The organism is Bifidobacterium cuniculi (assembly GCF_000741575.1).
Taxonomy (GTDB): domain Bacteria; phylum Actinomycetota; class Actinomycetes; order Actinomycetales; family Bifidobacteriaceae; genus Bifidobacterium; species Bifidobacterium cuniculi.
The window spans coordinates 146,297-169,866 of the sequence record NZ_JGYV01000001.1 but is presented as its reverse complement, the minus strand read 5'-3'; the positions used below and the strand labels follow the sequence as shown (position 1 = coordinate 169,866).

Annotated in this window: 18 protein-coding genes, 1 other RNA gene and 3 pseudogenes; 6 read left to right on the top strand and 16 right to left on the bottom strand. The window is 66.2% G+C overall.

The window, feature by feature from the left end; genetic code table 11:
• Positions 1–109: 109 nt before the first annotated feature.
• Entirely contained in the window at positions 110–1,201 is a 1,092-nt protein-coding gene (locus tag BCUN_RS00720) for a polyprenyl synthetase family protein (protein WP_033515807.1), read from the top strand.
• 95 nt (positions 1,202–1,296) lie between these two features.
• Positions 1,297–3,318, top strand: a complete 2,022-nt coding sequence (locus BCUN_RS00715; RefSeq protein WP_033515816.1) for a protein kinase domain-containing protein — start codon at positions 1,297–1,299, stop codon at positions 3,316–3,318.
• A 73-nt stretch (positions 3,319–3,391) separates the two neighbouring features.
• Here the strand turns inward: BCUN_RS00715 and BCUN_RS00710 are convergent, their stop codons facing one another.
• Positions 3,392–4,096: a lysophospholipid acyltransferase family protein gene (locus BCUN_RS00710; protein WP_033516670.1), complete on the bottom strand. Its 705-nt coding sequence runs from the start codon at positions 4,094–4,096 to the stop codon at positions 3,392–3,394.
• A 51-nt stretch (positions 4,097–4,147) separates the two neighbouring features.
• Here BCUN_RS00710 and BCUN_RS00705 point away from each other — a divergent pair, with 51 nt between their 5' ends.
• Entirely contained in the window at positions 4,148–4,660 is a 513-nt protein-coding gene (locus BCUN_RS00705; RefSeq protein ID WP_033516668.1) for a hypothetical protein, read from the top strand.
• A gap of 2 nt (positions 4,661–4,662) precedes the next feature.
• On the opposite strand, the gene trpD is transcribed toward BCUN_RS00705, so the two are convergent.
• The 4 genes and pseudogenes from trpD to hpf all read right to left on the bottom strand — a co-directional run bounded on the left by trpD (position 4,663) and on the right by hpf (position 9,768).
• Positions 4,663–5,721 carry an anthranilate phosphoribosyltransferase gene (gene trpD / locus BCUN_RS00700; RefSeq protein WP_033516666.1) on the bottom strand — a complete coding sequence of 353 codons (1,059 nt, stop codon included), beginning with the start codon at positions 5,719–5,721 and terminating at the stop codon, positions 4,663–4,665.
• A 207-nt stretch (positions 5,722–5,928) separates the two neighbouring features.
• Positions 5,929–6,120: pseudogene (locus BCUN_RS13020) on the bottom strand (SEC-C metal-binding domain-containing protein); the annotation flags it as partial.
• A gap of 234 nt (positions 6,121–6,354) precedes the next feature.
• Positions 6,355–8,865 (bottom strand): annotated as a pseudogene (gene secA / locus BCUN_RS00695) (preprotein translocase subunit SecA); the annotation flags it as partial.
• Between the two features lie 213 nt (positions 8,866–9,078).
• Positions 9,079–9,768: a ribosome hibernation-promoting factor, HPF/YfiA family gene (gene hpf, locus BCUN_RS00690; RefSeq protein WP_033516662.1), complete on the bottom strand. Its 690-nt coding sequence runs from the start codon at positions 9,766–9,768 to the stop codon at positions 9,079–9,081.
• A 204-nt stretch (positions 9,769–9,972) separates the two neighbouring features.
• Between hpf and rnpB the strand changes: the two genes are divergently transcribed.
• Positions 9,973–10,343: RNase P RNA component class A (rnpB, locus tag BCUN_RS11335), an RNA gene on the top strand.
• Here rnpB and BCUN_RS00685 read toward each other — a convergent pair.
• From BCUN_RS00685 to miaB, 9 genes are all read right to left on the bottom strand, one after another.
• On the bottom strand, positions 10,337–11,062 hold the full coding sequence (locus tag BCUN_RS00685) for a regulatory protein RecX (RefSeq protein WP_081895450.1): 726 nt from the start codon (positions 11,060–11,062) through the stop codon (positions 10,337–10,339). The genes rnpB and BCUN_RS00685 overlap by 7 nt on opposite strands.
• A 6-nt stretch (positions 11,063–11,068) precedes the next feature.
• Positions 11,069–12,214 carry a recombinase RecA gene (gene recA, locus BCUN_RS00680; RefSeq protein ID WP_033516660.1) on the bottom strand — a complete coding sequence of 382 codons (1,146 nt, stop codon included), beginning with the start codon at positions 12,212–12,214 and terminating at the stop codon, positions 11,069–11,071.
• Between the two features lie 246 nt (positions 12,215–12,460).
• The gene (locus tag BCUN_RS00675; protein WP_033516658.1) at positions 12,461–12,700 is read right to left on the bottom strand and encodes a DUF3046 domain-containing protein; all 240 of its coding nucleotides are present in this window, start codon (positions 12,698–12,700) and stop codon (positions 12,461–12,463) included.
• A gap of 115 nt (positions 12,701–12,815) precedes the next feature.
• The gene (locus BCUN_RS00670; protein ID WP_033516656.1) at positions 12,816–13,331 is read right to left on the bottom strand and encodes a helix-turn-helix domain-containing protein; all 516 of its coding nucleotides are present in this window, start codon (positions 13,329–13,331) and stop codon (positions 12,816–12,818) included.
• A gap of 66 nt (positions 13,332–13,397) precedes the next feature.
• Entirely contained in the window at positions 13,398–13,970 is a 573-nt protein-coding gene (locus BCUN_RS00665; protein WP_033516654.1) for a CinA family protein, read from the bottom strand.
• An 87-nt stretch (positions 13,971–14,057) separates the two neighbouring features.
• Positions 14,058–14,735, bottom strand: coding sequence for a CDP-diacylglycerol--glycerol-3-phosphate 3-phosphatidyltransferase (gene pgsA / locus BCUN_RS00660; protein WP_081895449.1), 678 nt, complete (start codon positions 14,733–14,735; stop codon positions 14,058–14,060).
• Positions 14,736–14,781: 46 nt separating this feature from the next.
• The gene (locus BCUN_RS00655) at positions 14,782–17,658 is read right to left on the bottom strand and encodes an FtsK/SpoIIIE family DNA translocase (RefSeq protein WP_051920396.1); all 2,877 of its coding nucleotides are present in this window, start codon (positions 17,656–17,658) and stop codon (positions 14,782–14,784) included.
• Between the two features lie 33 nt (positions 17,659–17,691).
• On the bottom strand, positions 17,692–18,714 hold the full coding sequence (miaA, locus tag BCUN_RS00650; RefSeq protein ID WP_033516650.1) for a tRNA (adenosine(37)-N6)-dimethylallyltransferase MiaA: 1,023 nt from the start codon (positions 18,712–18,714) through the stop codon (positions 17,692–17,694).
• Entirely contained in the window at positions 18,698–20,149 is a 1,452-nt protein-coding gene (gene miaB, locus BCUN_RS00645) for a tRNA (N6-isopentenyl adenosine(37)-C2)-methylthiotransferase MiaB (protein WP_033516648.1), read from the bottom strand. The genes miaA and miaB overlap by 17 nt, the downstream gene beginning before the upstream one ends.
• Before the next feature lie 171 nt (positions 20,150–20,320).
• Between miaB and BCUN_RS00640 the strand changes: the two genes are divergently transcribed.
• Entirely contained in the window at positions 20,321–21,016 is a 696-nt protein-coding gene (locus tag BCUN_RS00640; RefSeq protein ID WP_420796459.1) for a GTP pyrophosphokinase, read from the top strand.
• A gap of 10 nt (positions 21,017–21,026) precedes the next feature.
• Here the strand turns inward: BCUN_RS00640 and BCUN_RS00635 are convergent, their stop codons facing one another.
• Complete coding sequence (locus BCUN_RS00635; RefSeq protein WP_033516644.1) at positions 21,027–21,740, bottom strand: gamma-glutamyl-gamma-aminobutyrate hydrolase family protein; 714 nt, start codon at positions 21,738–21,740, stop codon at positions 21,027–21,029.
• Positions 21,741–21,894: 154 nt separating this feature from the next.
• The gene (locus BCUN_RS00630; RefSeq protein ID WP_033516642.1) at positions 21,895–22,710 is read right to left on the bottom strand and encodes a Bax inhibitor-1/YccA family protein; all 816 of its coding nucleotides are present in this window, start codon (positions 22,708–22,710) and stop codon (positions 21,895–21,897) included.
• A 191-nt stretch (positions 22,711–22,901) separates the two neighbouring features.
• Between BCUN_RS00630 and BCUN_RS00625 the strand changes: the two are divergent.
• Positions 22,902–23,543: pseudogene (locus tag BCUN_RS00625) on the top strand (dihydrodipicolinate reductase); the annotation flags it as partial.
• Between the last annotated feature and the right edge of the window lie 27 nt (positions 23,544–23,570).

Here is a 23,570-nt window from a genome sequence, read left to right as displayed (position 1 = left end):
CCCTCCGTGTCCATGCGGTACGGCCATTGTGGTCGAACGCCCCTGCCTTCACCGGGGGCGAAGGGCCGTCGGCCGGGCATTGTCGGCGTGCCATGGGGATAATCGAGTCATGAGCCTGCCATGTGACCTGCAATCGATCGAGCAACGCATCACCTCCCTCGTCCATGCGTTCATGGACATGGAAGGCGCCCCCATCCCGTCCTCGCTGGCGCATACCGCACGCCTCACGGCGGACCAAGCCATCACCTCCAGCGAGGGAGGCAAACGGCTGCGAGCCATGCTGGCGCTGGGCGCATGGCGTGAGGTCGCCTCCGGACAGGCCCTGTCGGATGCCGTCCAGGCGCAGGCCATGCTGGACCTCGCCTGCGCCATCGAGGTCTTCCAGACCGCCGCACTCGTGCATGACGACATCATCGACGACGCCGACCTGCGCCGCGGCAGGCCTTCCGCCCACCGAGCCCTCGAGCAGGGCACCGGAAGCCTGCCGATCGGCCGGGGGCTGGGGCTCATGCTCGGCGACCTGCTGGCCACGGCCTGCACCGGCATCGCCGACGACGCCAGCACCCGCCTGCCCGCTTCGGGCAGGCTGCGCAGGACCTTCCTGGACATGCAGCGTGACGTGGAGATCGGCCAGGTCCTGGACCTCGCCATCGAGCAGATGCCCCTGGACGACCCGGCGGCGCTGTGCGAAGCCTCCTACGAGGTCTTCCGCTGGAAGACGGCCAGCTACACCACCATCGCCCCCCTGCGTCTCGCCTTCCTGGCCGGCGGCATGGATCCGGCGGACGCGGACACACACGCCGAGGACATCGGCCTGCCACTCGGCGTGGCCTTCCAGCTGGCCGATGACCTGCTGGACGTGACCTCGTCCTCCCTGCAGACAGGCAAGCCGGTCGGCGGCGACATCCGTGAAGGCAAGCGCACCGTCCTGCTGGCGGATGCACTCGACGAGGCCGATGGGGCACAGCAGGCATGGCTGCGCGCCGCCTACGAGGCACCTGCCCGCAGCGAGGAGCAGATACGCCAGGTCATCGCACTCTTCGAACGCACCGGCGCCATCGAGGCCTCCCGCGCGCGCATCGCCAACATGTGGCGCATGGCACGGCTGGCCATCGAACGGCTCGGCCTGGATACGGCACACACTGCGACGCTCACCGCACTGTGTGCACGCTTCGTGCCGGAAGACGTCCGTAGCCGGTGAGCATGCTCCTGCACCCGCAGGGCGCACCATGTAGAATGGCGACAGCAACAAGGCATGGCGGCGCCATGCAGGATGAAGGACACGACGGCACGAGCATGAACGAAGCCTCACGAATGTACCGGGACCGGCTTGTCGACGGCCGCTACCGCATCATCGACAAGATAGCGGATGGCGGCATGGCGTCGGTCTACCGCGCCGAGGATACACGGCTGGACCGTGAAGTGGCCCTCAAGGTCATGCATGCCCAGTACACGCAGGGCCCCGACCGCGACCGGTTCGTCCAGCGATTCCACCGCGAGGCCAAGTCCGCGGCGGCCATCGCCAACCCGCACGTGGTGCAGGTCTATGACACGGGATGCGACACCAGCCAGGACCCGGGGATCGACTACCTGGTCATGGAATACGTGCACGGGGTCAACCTTCGCTACGAACTGCGCCGCAAGCACCGGTTCAGCGTGCGCGAGACCCTGCGCATCGTCGGCGAGGTCCTCGCCGGCCTCGCGGCGGCCCACCGGTCAGGCATCGTGCATCGTGACGTCAAGCCGGAGAACGTGCTCATCAACGACCGTGGGCGCGTGCAGATCACCGACTTCGGTCTTGCCAAGGCCACGTCGCAGGCCACGCTCTCCACCACCACGACACTCATGGGCACCGCCTCCTACCTGGCCCCGGAGATGATCGAGCACAACCAGGCGACACCCCAGGGCGATTGCTATTCGGTCGGCATCATGGCCTGGGAGATGCTCACCGGCCGCCTGCCGTTCCAGGCGGACAACCCGACCACGATCATCTACAAGCATGTCCATGAGAACGTCCCTTCCCTCTCTTCCGTGTGCCCCGGCATCGACCCCCGGGTGTCGCGGTTCGTCTCCGACCTGACGGCCCGCGACATCCATGGCCGCCCCGGGAACGCACAGGCCGCCCTGGAGCAATTGCGCCAGCTCATGGCCTCGCTCACGCCCGGGCAGTTGTCCTACCGCTACGACCCGGATGCACCCCGGCCCACACGGCAGGACCCCGGATCGACCACCGTCTATCCCCTGGGGCTGCTGGACAGCATACCGTCCGGCCAACCGGACAGCCAGCCCACGCAGGCAACGACATCCATGGCCGCCAACCAGGCCCCCACCATCGCACAGCCACGCAATGCCGACCGCCGCAAGCGCGGCATCCTCATCGGCGCCGGCGCCGCCGGGGCCGCCGTCCTGCTCGGACTGGGCACATGGCTCTATTTCGCCGGACCGGGCAGCTATGTCACGATGCCCAGGCCGACGGACCTGAGTTGCCCGTCGAATGCAGCGTGCGCCATCACCGGCGTCCCCTGGGACGGCTACGAGGCCATGCTCAAGCAAGCCGGCATCCCCTACACCACCATGGAGCAGTACGACGACGACCTGGCCGCCGGCACCATCATCGCCACCGACCCCGCCGACGTGGGCGACAAAGTGAACAAGCGCACCGGACAGGCCGTCAAGGTGATCGTGTCCAGGGGTGTCAAGCAGGCCACCGTCCCCCAGGACATCATGGATGTGGACGATCCGGTCGAAGCGTTGCGCAAGGCCGGTTTCGACAAGGTCACGCAGGAGGACGAGGAATGGTCCGCCACCGTCCCCGCGGGCCGTGCGACCTATGTGTCCGAGGACCCGGGCGCCACCCTCGACCATGACACCCCCATCACGGTCGTCGTCTCCAAGGGCCCCATGGCGGTCTCCATGCCGGACGTGGTGGGCATGAGCGAGACGGGCGCCGTCAGCGAATTGGAGAACCGCAACCTGACGGTCGAGGTCAACCAGGAATACAGCGACACCATGGCGGAAGGAAAGGTCATCGGCGCCTCAGCGGACGCCGGCGCGTCGCTGCACTGGGGAGACACCGTGACCCTCACCGTCTCCCGCGGTCCCGAGGAGATCACCATGCCCAAGGTGACGGGACTTGGCCAGGAGGAGGCGAAAGCCACCCTGGAGGAGCTCGGCTTCCAGGTGGAGGTCGGCAAGACCTTCTCCCTGAGCCCCTCGGACACGGTCGTCTCGCAGGATCCCGAGGCCGGCACCACGGTGCGGCTGCGGGACCGGGACGGCAATCCCACCGTCGTCACCCTCAAGATCCCCTGGTTCTGATTGCCGCGCCGAACGGGGAACGGGCCGGGCACGTCATATGACGTGCCCGGCCCGTTCCCCGTTCGGCGCGGCCTCACCGACCCTCACCCAGTGCCTGCCGCTCCTCTTCCATCTGCTTCTTGACGACCTGTGCGTATTCCGGCACGTATTCCTGGCCGCTCATCGCCTGGATGCGGCGCGTGACCTCGTCAGTGAGTTCACGAAGCCGTTCATGGGTGACCTCGTCGGCAGGCGTCTTGGCGACCTCGATCGGCTCGCCGTAGATGACCTTGCTCGTACCCTTGCCCGGGATGACCTGCCCGGGCTTCTGCAGTTCACGCGACCCGATGATGGCGGTGGGGATGATGGGGCATCCCGTCTCCAGCGCCAGCCGGGCCGCCCCGGTATGCCCCTTGTACAGGCGGCCGTCGGGGCTGCGTGTGCCTTCGATATGGATACCGAAGAGCTCGCCCTTCTCGATGATCTCGCGTGCGTGCTCGAGCGCACCCAGGGACTTCGAACCGCCGGACCGGTCCACCGGGAAGACGCCCACGGAGGTGAACCACCACTTCTTGAACTTGCCCTTGATTCCCTTGCCCTCGAAGTATTCGGCCTTGCCCATGAAGTGAATCATGCGCGGGCAGGTCAGGGGCAGCAGTCCGTCATCGATGACCGCCAGGTGGTTCGCTGCGATGATGGCACCGCCCTGCCGGGGAATGTGCTCCAGTCCGGACACGGTGGGACGGAAGCGATGCTTGGCAATGGGACCCAGCGTCTTCACGAAAAACCAGTACAGCATCGTCGTCCTTTCCTTGTCGCGCTGTTGCTACGCACGATTAGAGTAATACCTATGACTGACCATAACACTAGCAGCCACGATGGTGACGATGCCTGGGAAGCGTTCATGAGCGAACATGCCGACGACCTCCAGGACGTCAGCAGGTCACATGCCGCACGCAAGTTCGAGAAGCATGCGCAGAAGGAGGAGAAACGCGCCATCCTCTCGGTGGACGACCTCGACAGCGGCTCCTTCGTCCAGGGAGGTCACGGTCCGAGGGATTTCACCGGCTCAAGCTGGCTTGACACGGATGATGTCATGGACCGTCATGGCGGCGGCTTCCGCCCTCCCCGTCCGGGCCTGCGCCAGGGCACCTCCACGACACGCATCGTCTTCGGTGTCCTGGCCATCGTGGGCGTGGCCGGCATCATCCTCGCCGCCTTCCTTCCCCGACTCCTCGCCTTCGGGGCCCTATTCGCCCTGGTGGCCTTGGTGGGGGCGGGCGGCCTGCTGGTCACCCGCTCTCCCAATCCCCACTTGCCGGACCATGAGGACGACAGCGCCGACAACGGCGCAAGGGTGTAGTCTCAGGCAGCCTGGACCTTGGACTTGGCCACCGCGATCCACTCGTCGAGCAGCGCAGCGGCCTTGCCGTCGTCCACGCTGCGCTCGGCGAGCGCGTAGGCCACGCGGAAACGTTCCGCCAGGGTGCCGTCCGCCGGCACCTGGTGGCCGTCGGCCACGATGGCGGACGCTGCGTTGAGCAGCGCGGTCGATCGGAACGGCACCGGCTTGCCTGCGAACAGGTCGCGGGCCGCCTGCGCATTGATCGGCGGCTCGCCGCCCCGCAGGTCCGCAAGTTCGATCGGTGCCAGTCCCAGTTCCTCGACGGGGTCGAAGGTCGTCTCGGTCACGGCGCCGTCCTTGAATTCCCACACGGCGATTGGGCCGGTGGGCGCCATCTCGTCCAGGCCTTCGCGCGAGGTGTACACCATGCCGGTCTGCCCGTTGGATGCGTAGACGCTGGCCATGATGGGGCTCATCGCACGGTTGGCGCAGCCGATGGCCATATGGGCCGGCTTGGCGGGATTGGTCAAGGGTCCCAGCACGTTGAACACGCAGGGCACGCCCAGTGCGGCGCGCACGGGGCCCACGAAACGCATGGCCGGATGGAAGGTCTTGGCAAAGGCGAAGGTGATGCCCACCTCGTTGGCGACTTGCGCCACCGCATCGGGTGCCAGGTCAAGCGGGAGCCCGAGGGCCTCAAGGCAGTCCGCGGCACCGCATTTCGAGCTGGCGGCACGGTTGCCGTGCTTGACTATGGTCACGCCTGCGGCCGCGGCCACCACGGCGCCCATGGTGGACAGGTTCACGGTATGGGCACCGTCGCCGCCGGTCCCCACGATGTCGGTGCATTCACGGTCCACGTCCAGCGGCACGGCGTGGGAGACCATGGCCTTGGCGGCGCCGGACACTTCCTCGGCCGTCAGGCCCAGCTGCTGCTGGGTCGCCAGCACGGCCCCCACGGAGGCGGGGTCGGCGTTGCCCTTCATGAGGTCGTCGACGAACCACTCGGTCTCCTCGGCACTCAGGTGCTCGCCCCGCACGAGCTTGGTCAGGTTCGACTTCCATGAGATCTCGCTCATCGTCACTCCTCGTCGTTCGATCGTTTCCGTCGGGCCGCCGTGGCCCGCACTGTCAGCCAGTGTAGGGACAACGCCCGCCGCCGTCATCCCCCACGTCCACATCACGGTCATGCGTGGCATCCTGCGGCAGGCACCGGAATGCAGACGGGTCGGGCCCCGCATCGCGATCGTGCGGTGCGGGGCCCGACCCGTCCGTCGCCCTCGGCCTTACTTCTCGTTCTGGCCGTGGCACTGCTTGTACTTGCGGCCCGAACCGCACGGGCACTGCGCGTTGCGCGGCGTGCCCGGGAAAGTGCGGCCGTCGGCCCACGGCGTCTTGAGCTCCTCGTTCTTCGGACGCTTGTTGGCCGGGACCTTGCCCTCGGCGTGCGAGATCGGGGCGGGGCCCACGGGACCGTGGTCCTCCTGACGCGCATCGTCGATGGCCTCGTTGAGCTCGTCCTGCTCGGCGGTGAGTTCCTCGTCGAGGTCGTCGTCGAACTGCGACGGCTCCTCGGGCTCGGTCTCCGTCACGTCGTCCTTGAGCTCGTCCTGGTCGGCGACCTCTTCGGTGCTCGCCTCGCCCAGCTTGACCTCCTCGGCATCGACAGCGGCATCGTCGGTGTCGTCCTGCGCCTGGTCCTCATGGTCCCGCGTCTGCGCCACGGAGTCGATGTCGATGTGGAAGAGCAGCTGGACGGACTCCTCCTTGATCGCTTCGATCATGGAGTTGTACATCTGGTAGCCTTCGCGCTGGTATTCGACCAGCGGGTCGCGCTGGCCCATGCCACGCAGGCCGATGCCGTCCTTGAGGTAGTCCATCTCATAGAGGTGCTCACGCCACTTGCGGTCGAGCACGGCGAGCACCACGCGGCGTTCCAGCGTGCGCATGCCCTCGGCGCCGAGCTTGTCCTCCATGTCGTCGTACTGGGCGAGCGCATCGTCGGTGAACAGCTTGACGATGGCCTCGTATGCCTTGTCGCCCTTGAAGCCCTCGATGGCGTCCTTGGCCTGCTCGATGGTGACGGTGGTCGGGTACAGGTCGCCGATCGCCTTGCGCATGCCCTCGTAGTCCCAGTCCTTCGGCTTGTCGGAGCCACGGTTGGCGCCGTGGACGTAGCTGGCGACGGTGTCCTTGACGAACTGTTCGATGTCCGCATGGATGTCCTCGCCCTGGAGCACGGCCTGGCGCTCGGAGTAGATGACGGTGCGCTGCTTGTTCATCACGTCGTCGTACTTGAGCACGTTCTTGCGGATCTCGAAGTTGCGCGACTCGACAGCCTTCTGGGCGTTGCGCACGCCCTTGGAGACGGTCTTCGACTCGATCGGCTCGCCTTCCGGCAGGCCCTTGGCCATGACGCGGGCGACGAGCTGCGTGTTGAACAGGCGCATGAGGTCGTCCTCGAGGCTCAGGTAGAAGCGGGATTCGCCCGGGTCGCCCTGACGTCCGGCACGGCCTCGCAGCTGGTTGTCGATGCGGCGGGATTCGTGGCGCTCGGTGCCCAGCACGTACAGGCCACCCAGTTCGACGACCTCCTCGTGCTCGTCCTTGACCTGGTCCTTGATCTCCTGGAGGGTGTCCGCCCAGCGCGCCTCGTACTCCTCCGGGGTGTCCTCCGGCGAGTAGCCCTCCTCCTTGAGCTTGGCATCCGCGAGGAACTCGACGTTGCCACCGAGCATGATGTCGGTGCCTCGGCCGGCCATGTTGGTGGCCACGGTCACGGCGCCCTTGCGGCCGGCGACGGCCACGACGGCCGCTTCCTTCTCGTGCTGCTTCGCGTTGAGCACCTTGTGGGGAATCTCGGCGATGTCGAGCAGCGCGGAGACGGCTTCGGAGGACTCGACGGAAGCGGTGCCCAGCAGGACCGGCTGTCCCTTCTGGTGGCGCTTGGCGACGTCCTTGACGATGGCGGCCAGCTTCTCGCGCTTGGTGCGGAAGATGAGGTCGTCCTGGTCCTTGCGGATCATCGGGCGGTTGGTCGGGATCGGCAGCACGCCAAGCTTGTAGGTGCCCATGAACTCGGCGGCCTCGGTCTCGGCCGTGCCGGTCATGCCCGCGAGCTTGTCGTACATGCGGAAGTAGTTCTGCAGGGTGATGGTGGCGAAGGTCTGGTTCTCGGCCTTGACCTCCACGCCTTCCTTGGCCTCGATGGCCTGGTGCAGGCCCTCGTTGTAGCGGCGGCCCGGCAGGATGCGGCCGGTGTGCTCGTCGACGATGAGCACCTCGCCGCCGGTGACCACGTAGTCGCGGTCACGCAGGAAGAGTTCCTTGGCCTTGATGGCGTTGTTCAGGTAGCCGATCAACGCCGTGTTGTTCGGCTCGTACAGGTTGTCGATGCCCAGGTAGTCCTCGACCTTGGTGATGCCCGGGTCCAGGATGCCGACGGTCTTCTTCTTCTCGTCGACCTCGTAGTCCTCGTCGCGCACCAGCTTGGGTACGAGGTTGGCGAACTGGCGGTACCAGCGGGTCACGTCGCCCTCGGCCGGACCGGAGATGATGAGCGGGGTGCGCGCCTCGTCGATGAGGATGGAGTCGACCTCGTCGACGATGGCGAAGTGGTGGCCGCGCTGGACCAACTCGTTCTTCTCCCACGCCATGTTGTCGCGCAGGTAGTCGAAGCCGAACTCGTTGTTGGTGCCGTAGGTGATGTCCGCGTTGTACTGCTTGCGGCGCTCGGCGGGCTTCTGGTTGGTGATGATGCAGCCGACGCTCATGCCCAGGAAGCGGTAGACGCGTCCCATGAGCTCGCTCTGGTAGCTGGCCAGGTAGTCGTTGACGGTGATCACGTGCACGCCCTTGCCTTCGAGCGCATTGAGGTAGCTCGGCAGGGTGGCGACCAGGGTCTTGCCCTCGCCGGTCTTCATCTCGGCGATGTTGCCCCAGTGCAGTGCCGCACCGCCCATGATCTGCACGTCGAAGTGGCGCTGCCCCAGGACGCGCTTGGAGGCCTCACGCACGGTGGCGAAGGCCTCGGCCATGATGTCGTCCAAGGTCTCGCCGTCAGCCAGGCGCTTCTTGAACTTGGCGGTCTGGCCCTTGAGCTCCTCGTCGGAGAGCGCCGAGATCCTGTCCTCGAGTGCGTTCACGTCCTTGACAACGTTCTCCAAGCGCTTGATCTGTCGGCCTTCGCCCATGCGCAGGGCCTTGTCTACGATATCTACCACTGCTGTCTCCCTTGGTGTCGTGGTCTTCCGCTTCGGTACATCATTCACAATAACCCTGAGAGCGAAATTGTTCCCGATAAATCGGCGTGATTACGAAAACCGACGGCAATTCCCCACTTCCCCTTCACAATCGCGGCGCAATGGCATGAAAAACGGGGCGGGCACCGCTGCCCGCCCCGTCATCCGGTCACGCCCCGGCGCGACCTGTCATGCTCACTGCTCGGCGTCGTCCTTGGCCTTCTTCACGTTCTCCGGGGTGTCGATCTCGAAGACGCCATAGCTCCAGCCGTGACGGTGGTAGACGACGGATGGACGGTTGGTGTCCTTGTTCACGAACAGGAAGAAGTCATGGCCGATCAGCTCCATCTCGTAGAGCGCCTCGTCGATGCTCATCGGCTCGGCCAGGTGCAGCTTGCGACGGATCACGATGGGAGTGTCGCCGACATGCACCTCGATGGACTCGCCGGGGCCCAGGTCGGACGCCACGGCCGCCGCAGGGCTGTTCGCCTCGGCGACATCCTCGCCCATGATGTCCTCTTCCTCCTCGGACGGCGGCACGAACTTGCCTGCATCGACCGGGACGGGGGTGTAGTTCTTGCGGTGGTCCTTGCGACGGTCACGGGCGCGGCGCAGACGCAGGGTCAGCTTGTCCAGCGCCAGGTCGAGCGCGCTGATTTCGTCGAGGCTGGAGGCCTCGGCACGCACGACGGTGGAACCGGCGATGACGGTGAGCTCGACGCGCACCGCAGTGTCATGCAGGCGCGGATTGCCCTCGTGGGACAGCACGACCTGCACGCGCTGCGCGTCGGGGGCGATTGCGGTCACACGATTCATCTTGCTGTCGACGACGTCACGGAACTTCTGCTTGATCTGAATGTGACGGCCGGTAAGAACGATATCCATGTGGACCTCCCTAGACTCAAGCGGTACAAAACCGCTATATACGGACCGAGACGGCGGTACCGCCGTCCGGATTACACCTCATTGTAACCGAGTTTTCCCGAGGACCGCACCAGAAGCGCCATGGCATCTCGCCCCTTGGTCCATTTGCGAAAAAGCGGCACGAACCGCCAATGCCCGTCCTTACCGATGGTAGAATCGAATGCTTGAGACCTTCCGATGGCCGCGATGCCATGCCTGGTGCATGGCGTTGAGGAACTTCCGGGCTCCGCAGAGCACGATGGCGGATAACGTCCGCCCAGGGCGACCTGAGAGACAGCGCAACAGAGAACAGACCGCCGGCCTGGCGCCGGTAAGGGTGAAACGGCGGTGCAAGAGACCACCGGGCCCCTGGTAACAGGTGGCCGCATGGCAAGCCTCATCGGGAGCAAGGCCAAGCAGTGGACGCTTGAGGGCTGCTCGTCCGAAGTCCACGGGTAGGCCGCTAGAGCCCAGCGGCAACGTTGGGTCGAGATGGATGGCCATCCGCATTCCCTTGTGGAATGTGACAGAACCCGGGGTATGGAAGGTCTCACTTCCCCTTGAACAAGGCATCGGCCACCTGGCGTACCGTGGCGGCGTCATGGCCCTTGCGGCCGGCAGCACCCCAGAAGCGGCGCATGGCAACCTGCGGATCCGCGCCACCGCTCTTCCTGGCAACGCTGCGTCCCAGGGACCAGGCGGCTTCCACGAAGGCCCCCTCCCCCTCTGCCTCCTGCGCCACGCGTTGCGCCACGGCGCGCGGCACCCCCTTGCGCACCAGTTCGCGCTCCGTTCCCCGGCGCCCATACATGCGTCCCACGCAGGACCTCACCACGGACCGCGCATATTCTTCGTCGTCCATGAGCCGCAAGGCGACCAGGCGTCCGACCACCACATCCACGACATCGGCGTCATATCCGCGTTCGACCAGCTTGTCGTGCAGGGCGCCGGTGGAACGGGCCGCCGCGTCAAGGAGCCGCAACGCAGCCTCCTTGCATGCTTCGGCATCCTCTGGGTGTTCCGCCACGGCGTGGCGGAAGGCGCCGCGCCGCACCCGCACCGGCCGCGTGGGACCTTCCGCCCCCTCGGCAATGGCCTCGGCCGCCGCGGCGGCTTCCAGGTCGTCGATGGCCTCGACGGCATCCGGAACCGGCGGTGTGGATGCCGCATCTTCCGCAGGCCCGGTTCCCGCGTCGTACCATGCGTCCGTCGTCGACGCAGAGGCCGGACGAGGCTGCATGCCGCGTCCGGCCAGGAATTCCTCGGCAGAGATCATGCAGCGTCAGGCCTCGTCCGGAACGGTCTGCTGCATGTCTGCATCCGGGTCGGTCGACTCGATGGTGGACTCGATTTCGTCGCCTTGGGCGAATTCGTCCTCGGCCGCGCCGATGCCGAAGGCGACCTTGACCTTCTTCTCGATCTCCGCGCTCACCTCGGGATTGTCCTTGAGGAACTTGCGGACGTTCTCGCGACCCTGGCCGAGCTGGTCGCCCTCATAGGTGAACCAGGAACCGGACTTTTTGACGATGTCGGTCTGGAGTGCCATGTCGAGCACGGAGCCTTCCTTGGAGATGCCCTCACCGTAGAGCACGTCGAATTCCGCCGACTTGAAGGGCGGCGCCATCTTGTTCTTCACCACCTTGACGCGGGTGCGGTTGCCGATGGCCTCGTCGCCGTTCTTCAGGGTCTGGATGCGGCGGATGTCCATGCGCACCGAGGCGTAGAACTTGAGGGCCTTGCCGCCGGTGGTCGTCTCGGGGTTGCCGAAGTACACGCCGATCTTCTCGCGCAGCTGGTTGATGAAGATGCCCGTGGTGTTGGCCTGGGCCAGGGCGCCGGTCATCTTGCGCAGCGCCTGGCTCATGAGGCGCGCCTGCAGGCCGACGTGGCTGTCGCCCATTTCGCCTTCGATCTCCGCCTTGGGCACCAGGGCCGCCACCGAATCAATCACGATGACGTCCAGGGCGCCCGAGCGGATGAGCATGTCGGCGATCTCCAGCGCCTGCTCGCCGTTGTCCGGCTGGGAGACGATCAGGGAATCGGTGTCCACGCCGAGCTTGCGCGCATAGACCGGGTCCAGCGCATGCTCGGCATCGATGAAGGCCGCCACACCCCCGTTGCGCTGCGCGTTCGCCACCACGTGAAGCGCCAGAGTGGTCTTGCCGGAGGATTCAGGACCGTAGATCTCGACAATGCGGCCACGGGGCAGTCCCCCGATGCCGAGGGCAAGGTCCAGGGCGAGCGAACCGGTCGGAATGACCTCCACGTCCTGTTCCGGCTTGTCCCCGAGACGCATGGCCGAGCCCTTGCCGAAACTCTTCTCGACCTGGGCCAGAGCGGTGTCCAGCGCCGCCTGGCGACGCGGATCGATGCCCGACTCCTTCGCCTTGTCCTTCTTCGCCTTGTCGGCCTTGGTCTGTGCGGCCATAACGCACTCCTTCACTTGGGTCATGGGCGTATCGCTGCGCCCTTGAGTCCCGTCCGGTCCCGGACGGTGTCCTCACTTATGGTCACGGTAGTCCATCACGGACGAGTGGGCCAAGCTCTTCCGACCATTGTGGTCGGACGGTCCCGCAGTCCACATTCGCCGACAGCGCAGCCGGTCGCCACGTCCAACTGTTGCCATCATAGCGCACCATGCGAACATCTGTTCGATTCCTCGAAAACACACATGCTACCGGAAGTCCACCGGCAGCGGGGGCGCCACATGGTCCTTGCCCCAACGACGCCCATCAGGAACGTCCATCTGGTCGCAGAGCACGTTCCACACCACACGCGGCTCCACCCCGTCCCCGATCGCCTCGACGACGGTCCGTCCGCCCAGCTTGGTCAGGCCCTGGTCATGGGCCAGGGCCCTGCCGTAGGCACGCCCGAAGACCTCGTCCAGCAGTTCCCAGAATTCTCGTTCACGCATGCACCCCACTGTACCCGGCCGTCGGCACGCGACATCAGGACACAAAGGGGCGCGCCCGCATGCAGTGTGCAGGCGCGCCCCTTTGTGTTGTTCCCCTCATGGGGGATGGAAGCACTCAGGCCTCGAGGGAATCAAGGTAATCGGCAACCATGCGCAGCATCTGCGAGGTGCTCAGGCCCAAGGACTCGGAAATCGACGCCAGCAGCTCCGAGCTGGCTTCCTTCTGGCCACGCTCCACCTCGGAGAGGTAGCCGAGCGACACGCCCGCCTTCTCGCTGACCTCGCGAAGAGTCTTGTGATCGTGCGTACGCAGGTCGCGCAGCACGTGACCGATGGCCTCGCGAAGGGAGACCTCCTTGACCTCGCCAATGACCTCACGCTTGCGCACGACGGTACGGGGCTTGGACGTCTCGGCGTCCTCCTCCTGCCACATGCGCACCAGTGCGGCCTGGCGTTCGTCCTTGGCCTTCTTCGCCGCACGCGCACGCAGCACCTGCTGCTGCGCGAACATGACGGCCCTGCGCTGGGCAGGGGTCAGCTCGCGCATGCGCGCGCTTCCGGTACGAACCGGAGTGGGAGCCTCAACTGAGGCAATGTCAGCCTGCACTTCAGTGAACGTCATATTTTCCATGGCACTCACACTCCTTTCGACATAACGCCGTCTTCACAACAACATCACATGTTCTAGTATCAGGAATTATTCCTGTGAAAATCCTGTGAATCGGCTTAGGTTTTCCATAACACAGCCCACGGTTCGGTGTCTAATAACATCTCTGGAGCCCTGTAATTTCAACTGTACTGCATAATGTGAAGATTTGGTGCATTCGGTGTTTCGCCTTGGGAGAGACACGCCGATGTACACCAAGCCAGCCGGCTTGTCACCGTCGGGTCCGGGGCCCGCCACACCGGTGGTGGACAGACCAATCACCCCAGAGCGATATTCCGGCTGGCTGAATAGTTGTGCCGTCAGCTGTGCCATCTGCACGGCGACCTGGGGGTCCACGGCGCCATGGGTCCGTAAGAGTTCCCTGTCCACGCCCAGCACGCTTGCCTTGGCGCGGATGTCATACGTGACGGCCGACCCCAGGAACACCTGGGAGGCCCCGGGGATGCGCACGAAGGCGTCGGCGAGCAGTCCGCCGGTGAGGGACTCGGCGCAGGCGATCTTCAAGCCGCGCCGCGCGCACCACGGGATGATGGCGGCAGCGCGCTCGTCGCAATAGGACTGCAGTTCGGCTACCGTGCGAAGGGACCTGGGATCGACGGACATGACGGCCGCCTTTCTGGGAGCAAGGAGACGATGCTTGGGTGGGCATGGAGAACCCTGCGGCCGCATGCCACGGGGACGGGGACGCGATCAGGAGCGGTCGGCATCCCGGCGCCTGGAGGCCTTGATGACGGTGGACACGTACTGCCAGCCGGAGTACAGGCACAGGATCAGGGACAGGTAGATGAGCGTGTAGGTCACCACGAAATAGATCGTGAGCCACACCGGCTGCCCCATGCCGGCCGTGTCGGGCACCAGGAACCAGACGGGGATCATGAGCATCCCCAGGCCCAGGCACTGCGTGAGCGTCTTGTACTTGCCCAACTGGCTGGCGGCGATGACGTGGCCGCCTTGGTCGATCACGGTGAAGCGCATGGCGGTGATGCCCAGTTCACGCACCAGGAAGAGGATGGTGACCAGCCAGCCGAGCCAACGGATGCCGAACTCGTTGAAACATGCCGCGACCACCAGGGTGCCCAAGGTCAGCAGCTTGTCGGCGATGGGGTCCATGAGCTTGCCGAGCTCGGTCACCTGGTCGTACTTGCGTGCCAGCCAGCCGTCGATCTTGTCGGTGGAGGCGGCGATGACGAAGATGATTGCGGCAGCCCAACGCATGCCCTGGTTGCGGTACCCCCACGGACCGGCGGTGATGTACAACCCCAGGAACACCACGACGAGGACGATCCGCAGGAAGGTCACCAGGTTGGGCGGCGTGTTCCAGCCCTCCCACATCGACGGCTTCCCTTTGGTGCTGCTGCGCTTGTTCATGCGCTCCACAATACCCCCATCCTATGTCTGGCGTGGCGGAAGGCCCCTAGGCGGCTTCCCCGGCATCGTCCACGGCCGGCCGGCCATCGGCCGCCGGCGACCCGATTGACGGCGCATCGCCCTTGATGAAGGCCAGGACCTGGGGAAGCTCGGCAGGTTGGACGAGCACCTCGCGGGCCTTCGACCCTTCCGAGGGGCCGACGACACCGCGCGACTCGAGCAGGTCCATGAGTCGCCCTGCCTTCGCGAAGCCCACACGCAGCTTGCGCTGCAGCATGGAGGTCGAACCGAACTGGCTGGAGACCACGAGTTCGGCGGCCTGCAGCAGCTCGTCCATGTCGTCCCCGATGTCCTCCGTGGGGTCGATCTTCTTCTGTTCGCCCTCGCTGGCCATCTGTTCGATGTCCTCGCGGTAGTGCGGCTTGCGCTGGGCACTGGCGAACTCCACGGCGCGACGGATCTCCGACTCGCCTACCCAGGAACCCTGCACGCGCACCGGTTTGGCCGAGCCCATGGGCAGGAAGAGGGCATCGCCCTGTCCGATGAGCGTCTCGGCGCCCGTGGCGTCGAGGATGACGCGTGAATCCGTGGCCGACGAGGTGGTGAAGGCGAGGCGCGAGGGGATGTTCGCCTTGATCAGGCCGGTGATGACATCGACGGACGGACGCTGGGTGGCCAGCACCAGGTGGACGCCCGCGGCACGCGCCAGCTGCGTGATGCGCTGGATGGAGCCTTCGACGTCGTTCTTGGCGACCATCATGAGGTCGGCCATCTCGTCGACCACCACGAGCAGGTACGGGTAGGGCGCCACCTTGCGTTGGGAACCGGCCGGCGCATGGACCTTGCCGGCTCGCACCGCCGCATTGAAGTCCTTGACGTTGCGGAACCCGAAGAACTCGAGGTCGCTGTAGCGCGCATCCATCTCCTTGACCACCCATTCGAGCGCCGAGGCGGCCTTCTTGGGGTCGGTGATGATGGGGGTGATCAGGTGCGGGATGCCGGCGTACATCGACAGTTCCACGCGCTTGGGGTCGACCATGATCATGCGTACCTGCTCAGGGGTGGCGCGCATGATGATCGAGGTGAGCATGGAGTTGATGAAGCTGGACTTGCCGGCGCCCGTGGCGCCTGCCACCAGCAGGTGGGGCATCTTGGTCAGGTCGGCGGTCACCACGTGGCCCTCGACGTCCTTGCCCACGCCGGCGAGCATGGGGTTGTGGTCGGCCATGACCTTCTCGGAGCGCAGCACGTCGCCGAGCTGCACGATCTCGCGGTCCTCGTTGGGCAGTTCGATGCCGATGGCGGACTTGCCCGGGATCGGCGTGAGCATACGCACGGTGGAGCTGCCCAGCGCGTACTTGATGTCGTCCTGCAGGCCGGTGAGCTTGGAGACCTTGACGCCGGGCGCGAGCTCTACCTCGTACTGCGTGACGGAGGGGCCGCGCAGGAAGCCGACGACCTTGGCGTCGACCTTGAACTGTTCGAAGGTGTTGTTGAGTGCGCGGATGGCGCGCTCGTTCGCGGGGGTGCGCTGGGCATGAGGCTTGCCCTGTGCCAGCAGGTCGAGGCTGGGCAGCCGGTAGGGGCGGTCGGCGACGGCGGCCGCGGCGGCGGCGCTGGCCTCGGCCGCCGTCATCGGTGCTCCCGACGCGCCGGCTGACGTAGCGGGAGCAGCCGCTGCAGCCGATGGACCGGCCGCGGTGTGCGATGCGGCGGCGGATGCCACGCCCGACGGCGTCGCGGCCACGGACTGCACGGTGCGCGGCGGCGTCAGCACTTCCCCGGTCTCCCGGGACACGAGCATGGACTCGCCGTCGCCGTCGAGGCGGGACCAGGGGTCGACGGCCGGCATGGAGCCCGACGGCATGGGCACGGTGTGGCCCGCCTCCTCCTGGGCGCGCCAGGTGCTGGAGTCGATGCTGCGGGTGGCGTCATCGTCGTAGGCACCACCGCTGCTCACGGAACGGGCACCATCGGCGACGACCATGGTCTCGGCCACGTCGCCGTGGCGGCTGGCGGCGTTGAGGAAGGCCTCGTCGCCCACGTATTCGTCCAAGTGGGTGTCGGTCGTCGCCTTGCGTGACCGGTGGAACAGGCGCGCAAAGAAGCCTTCCTTGCGCTTGGGCGCGTCCTGGCTGTCGTCGTCGCTGCCGTCGTGGGCGGGAACGCCCTGTGCGAATTGCAGGCCGTCGTCGCCGGCCGCCGCCGGGTCCTCCTGGCCCCGATGACCGTTGTCGTCCGCCGCGTCGGATGCGAAGAGCTGGCGCAGCTTGTCGGGCACTTCCGTCACATGGGTGCGGGTGATGAGCAGGAGGGCGAACAGGGCGGCAATGACGAAGACGACCACGGCGAAGGCCTGGGACAGTCCCCAGGCCAGGGGCGAGCCGACGATGAAGCCGAACAGGCCGCCGGCACGCCGGAGGTTCTCCCAGGAGAAGCCCTTGACGTCCGAGGCCACGATGACGTCGATGATCGAACACACTGCCCACAGCAGCAGCGCCCAGCCGGCGATGACCCGCGTATTGTCCGATTCCTTGCCGGAGTTGCGCATGAGACGGAGGGCCACGATGGCCAGCAGGACCGGCACCACGACGCTCATCACGCCGAAGAGCCCCGCGGCGAGCGCATGCAGTCCGCGTCCGAGGGGGCCGTCCACGCGGAACCATTCGGAGCCGATGAAGAACACGGCCAGGACGAGCATGACGAAGCACAGCCCGTCGCGGCGGTAGGCGGGGTCGTACTCCCCCACGCTCACCTTGCGTACGGTCGAGCCCAATGCCCGCGGCACGGCGAGCAGGGCGCGCTGCCACCACGGTTCGGCCTGTGCGGGCCGTGCCGTGCGGGACTTCGGCTGGCTGGACGTGGACGAGCCCGACTGCGCCTTGCGCGGCTTCGAGGATTGCGAAGAGGATGAACGTGCCATAACGTCCCCGATTCTACCCCAAGGGTTTCACCTTCAACGGTCTGCGATGTCCCCCAGATGGTGCTGGACGTAGTCGTCCGCGTGCGCGTCGATGGGGTCGTACACGCCACGGTCCGCATGGTCGATGATGGCCATGGCGTTGTCCACCAGTGCCGGGTTGAGCGCTTCGAGCCAGTGGATGCGCGGGTCCCTGCCGAACCATCCCATCTGCTTGCGTGCCAGGCGCCGCGTCTTCTGTGCCACCAGGGCCTTGGCGTCGTCGAGGTCCGTCAGGCCGTCCAGGTAGTCGATGACCTGCTGGTATCCCAGGGCGCGCGAGGCGGTGACGCCGAGCCTCGGCCGCATGCGTTCGACCTCCTCGACGAAGCCGTCGTCGAACATGGCCTGCGTGCGCAGCGCAATGCGCCAGTCGAGCTCCTCGCGCGGCAGGTCGAGGCCGATCTGCACGCTGGGCACCACGTAGTGATACCTGGGCAGGGATGCCGAATACGGGCGGCCCGTCACCTCGATGACCTCGAGCGCGCGCACGGTACGGCGCGGATTGTGCTCATCCATGCGGGCGGCCGCGTCGGGGTCCTTGCGCCGCAGTTCCTCGAAGAGCGCGTGCGCGCCTTCGGTACGGGCACGCTCCTCGAGGGCGGCGCGCACCGCGGGTTCGGTGCCCGGGAAGGAGATGTCGTCGATGGCGGCGCGTGCGTACAGGCCCGAGCCGCCCACCATGATCGGCCGGACGCCCCGTGCCTGCAGGGAGGCGATGCATGTGCGGGCCATCTGCTGGAAGCGCGCCACCGTCATGGTCTCGTCTGGGTCGATTACGTCGAGCAGGTGGTGCGGCACCTGTGCCTGCTCCTCCATGCTGGCCTTGGCGGTGCCGATGTCGAGGCCGCGGTACATCTGGTAGGCGTCGGCGTTCACGATTTCGGCGCGCTCGCCGCGCTCGGCAAGCCGCTGCGCGATGGCGATGCCCAGGCCCGTCTTGCCGGAGGCGGTGGGGCCGACGACCGAGACCAGGCGCGGGACGGCCTGTCCGGCGGGACGGTCAGTGGCGGACGGCATAGGTCTGCCCCTTGGTCGGATCGGGATCGGCGAGGAGGTTATGGCGCCCGGCATGGGTCACGGTGGCGGTTACGAAGTCCCCGACCTGCGGGGTCGGCTGCCCCTCGGGCACGCCGACGTGCACCAGCACGCCGGTGCGTTCGCGGCCGGTCACGCGGTGTGTGCGGTCGTCCTTCTTGCCGGGTGTCCCGGTGACCATGACCTCCACGTCACGGCCTTCGAAAGTGGCGAGGTTCTCCTCGGTGATGCGCTCCTGGAGCGCCACCAGGCGTTCCAGTCGTTCCTGCACCATGTCGTGGGGCACCTGGTCCATCACGGCCGCCGGAGTGCCCGGACGGGGCGAGTAGATGAAGGTGAAGGCCGTGGAGAAGCGCGCCTGCTCCATGACCGCCATGGTCTGCTCGAAATCCTCCTCGGTCTCGCCGGGGAAGCCTACGATCACGTCCGTCGAGATCTGGGCGTCGGGCATGGCCTCCCGGATCCTGCCCAGGGTGTCCAAGAACCGCTGCGTCCGGTAGGAGCGGCGCATGGCGCGCAGGATGCGGTCGGAACCGGACTGCAGGGGGAAGTGCAGCTGGTGCATCACGTTGGGCGTATCGGCCATCGCGGCGATGACGTCGTCGGTGAAGGCCGCCGGATGCGGGGAGGTGAAGCGCACGCGTTCCAGCCCGTCGATGGTGCCGCAGGCGCGCAGCAGCTTGGAGAAGGCATAGCGGTCGCCGTGGCCGTAGCCGTACGAGTTCACGTTCTGCCCGAGCAGGGTAACCTCCTTGGCGCCGGCGTCCACTACGCGGCGGATCTCGGCGAGCACGTCGCCGGGACGGCGGTCGCGTTCCCGCCCGCGCGTGGTGGGCACGATGCAGAAGGTGCAGGTGTTGTTGCATCCCACGGAGATGGCGATCCAGGCGGAGACCTTGGAGCCGCGGTCGACCGGCAGATCGCTGGGGAAGGTCTCCAGTGCGTCCTTGATGCCTACCTGCGGGCGTCCCGTCTCGCGGGCACGGTCCAGCATCGCGGGCAGTCCCTCGATGTTCTTGGTGCCGAACACGGCATCCACCCATGGCGTGTGTTCCGCGATGCGTTCGCGGTCCAGCTGCGCCATGCACCCGCCGATGGCGATCTGCATGTCCGGGTTGGCGTACTTGAGGCCCTTCCACTTGCGGATGGTGCCGTACATGCGTTCGGAGGCGTTCTCGCGCACTGCGCAGGTATTCATCACCATGAGGTCGACGTCATGCTCCGCCTCCTGCCGTTCGCTGGCACGCACATAGCCTGCCGCCTCCAGCACGCCGGCGATGCGTTCGGAGTCGTGCACGTTCATCTGGCATCCAAGGGTGTGCACCTGGAAGACGCCCCTGCCGCGCGCTTCCATGGCATCGGCGGTGCCGGAGGCAGCCGGCTCACGCTCCTCCAGCGTCATCATGTCTTCGTTCATAGCGCAATATGCTACCCAAGGGCGCCCACCGTTCCAAGGGACCGTCCACCGGCGGCCTCCTCCTTGCACCCGGCGGCCACATGGCTACAATCGGTAAGCGTGATACTTGACCGACAGAGCCGCATCAACACCACCGAGCTGCGCACCCGGCTGGGGCTGATGCTCAGCCAGATGGACCAGCCCTTCGCGGACATGCAGGACGACGCCGTCGACCTCGTGACCGGATTCCTCGACCAGCTGCAGGTCTACGAGGGCGCCATGTACGAGATCAGCACGAAGCTCGAGATCCTCGACTCGGAATTCCAGGTGCAGTTCTCGCACGACCCCATCCACCACATGGAACGCCGCCTGAAGTCCATCGAGTCGATCCTGGGCAAGCTGGAGCGCAAGGAGCTGCCCATCACCGTGCAGTCCATGCGTGACAACCTCTTCGACGTGGCCGGCGTGCGGGTGATCTGCAACTACCGTGACGACGTGTATTCCGTGGCGAACTACCTGTCCGGACAGTCGGACATCCAGGTGCTGCGGGTCAAGGACTACATCCAGCATCCCAAGCAGAACGGCTACCGTTCCCTCCACGTGATCTACGCGGTGCCCGTCTTCCTGTCGTCCGGGGCGCACTACACGCCGGTCGAGGTGCAGTTCCGCACCATCGCCATGGACTACTGGGCATCCCTGGAACATGCGCTGCGCTACAAGACCGACCTGCCTGACGACAAGCACGCCGAGCATTCCCAGACCCTGCTCGACTGCGCGCGCTCGCTGCAGAACGTGGAGACGCAGATGCAGACCATCCATCGCGACATCAACGGCGCACCGCGTGCCGGCGAGCCGCCGCACACCCACGACGACACGCGGCTAGGCTGACGGCAGGCGGCTACCGGACGGTTCCGGCCGCCGCCTGCACGAAGGCGCCGAGGATGCACCGGCTGGCGGCATCCTTGCGATACGAGAATTCGGGATGCCATTGCACGCCCCATACGAAGCGCGACGAGGGCCGTCGGATGGCCTCGACCAAGCCGTCCGGGGCGGTAGCCATGGCCTCCAGCCCTTCCCCCAGCAGGGCAATGCCCTGGTGGTGGTAGCTATTCACGCCGAGGGTTGCAGTCCCGAGCAGCCGCTGCAGGGGCGAGCCCTCCACGAGCCGTACCTCGTGCTGCACACGGTCGTAGGGGGCGGCCATGTGGTGGTCGACGGCGCTTGCATGCTGGCTGGGCAGGTCTTGGTACAGCGTGCCGCCGCAGAGCACGTTGATGGCCTGCAGACCGCGGCAGATTCCCAGCACCGGCAGGTCGAGCTCCAGGGCGCGCCCAAAGACGATCCGGGTCATCCCGTCCAGCGGCCCGCAGGTTTCGCCGCATGCCCCGTGCCGCACGGCACCGTACAGCGCGGGGTCGAGGTCGTGGCCGCCAGGCAGCAGCACGCCGTCTGCATGTTGCAGGTAGGCGTCGATATCGGCGGCATCGACGGTCAGCGGCATCATCTGCGGCAAGGCGCCGGCCTCCATGAGGCCGTCCATGTATCCGGGCAGCATCCAATAGCTGTCGCGGTCGGTGTCTACGAGGGGCAGGATGGCGATGGACGGTTTCATGGATGGGCTCCTTCGGCAGGAAAAGCGCGGACATGACTTGTGCAAACCTAGGGCATCTCCGTCGCCGTCGGATGGCGCATGCGTTTCCTGGCCGTAAACGCATGCTGCCCCGCGCACCGTCGCGGTGCGCGGGGCAGCATGCGTCCCGAAGGCGTCAGTCCCTGCTGCTCATGCCGAAGAGCTGCAGGATGTAGAGGAACATGTTGATGAAGTCCAGGTACAGGTTCAGCGCACACAGGATGGAGACGCGCTGGATCATCTCCGGGCCCTGGTTGGCGTACTGCGCGAAGACGCGCTTGGTGAACTGCGCATCGTAGATTGTCATGCCCGCGAACAGGATGATGCCCAGGGCGGTGATCACCTTGAGCATGGTGTTGCTCGGCGCCACGAACATGAGCACGACCTGTGCCACGATGAGCACGATGAGGCCGATCATGAGGATGGGGCCCGCCTTGAGCATGTTGCCCTTGGTGGTCAGGCCGAACATGGTCAGCGCGAAGTAGAAGCCGGCGCTCACCAGGAAGGCGATGCCGATGGTGCCGAGGTTGTAGGCCCCGAAGATGGTGCTCATGGTCACGCCCATGAGGGCCGCGAACACATAGAAGCCGACGCGGGCGGCGGTAGGCGACATCTTCATGACGCGCGCGCCCAGCCAGATGGCCAGGCCGATCTGCACGATGGCGGGCAGCCAGACGCCGAAGACGCCCATGGTGCGTATGAGGCTGACGTAGAAGCCGCTGATCTGGGTGAGGATGGCGACCACGCCGGTGACGATAAGGCCGACGGTCATCTCGCCGTAGGCACGGGTCACGGACTGGTGCTCGGCATGTTCGTAGGCATAGGACGTCTGGGCGTCGACGACCGGGGCGCCGCCGTAGTAAGGCTGCTGGCCGGATGCGCCATAGGGGGCGCTGTTCATGGTGTACTGCGGTTGCGGACCGCCTTGGCGGGGTTGCTGACCGAAAGTCATGTGCATCATTCCTTTATGTAATCCGATTGCCCACCATTGTACCGTCACGCACACGCCCCATGCTGGGTATTCGCTGGGAATCGGCTGCGTGGCGGGCAAACCTTCACGATTCGTTCACGTCATCTCCTTCAACACGCCGTCGGGTGCCCTTATTCCATCCTGCCGTCCGGGGTCTGCTAGGGTGGGTGGGCACCGTGGTCGGCTCGGGCATGCAGGACATCTTCTGGATCGACATGGTGGCCATGGTCGCCGGCGGCTGCCAGCGCATCGACCGCATCACGGGCGCCGTGAGCTACAACGTGGAGGATTACGGCCTGGCCCTGGCCAAGGCCCACGGCGTAGGGCTGGCTGCCGACGAGTTCGAGGCGCAGCTGGCCCACCCGGAAACGCTGGTGCCCTCCTATGTCTGGAATTCGAACGAGGCGCTCGCCCAACGGCTCGGCCTGACCGTCAAGGCGCAGAGCCAGCGTGCCGAACCGTATTTCAGCGACGTGGACGTCTTCAGCGGGACCATGGGCGAGACCATCCCCGCCGGCAAGTGCATCGGCATGTCCGCGGTCGTGACCACCCAAACCATGCAGGGGCCGGTCATCGAGACGGCGTGCATCGGCAAGGTGTACGGTCCCGCCGACGGCGACATGTGCGACTGGACGATCGGCGGCGAGCCCGACGTCGAGTTCCATGTGACCAAGCCTGCCACCGTGGAACACACCTGCGCCACGGTCGTCAACCGCATCCCGGACGTGCTCAACGCACCGGACGGGTACGTCACCGTGGACCGGCTGCCCGCCATCGACTACCTGGCGTACCCGGCGTCGCTGTACGTCGACTGACCCCGCCGCCGTCGGATGGTCGGCGCC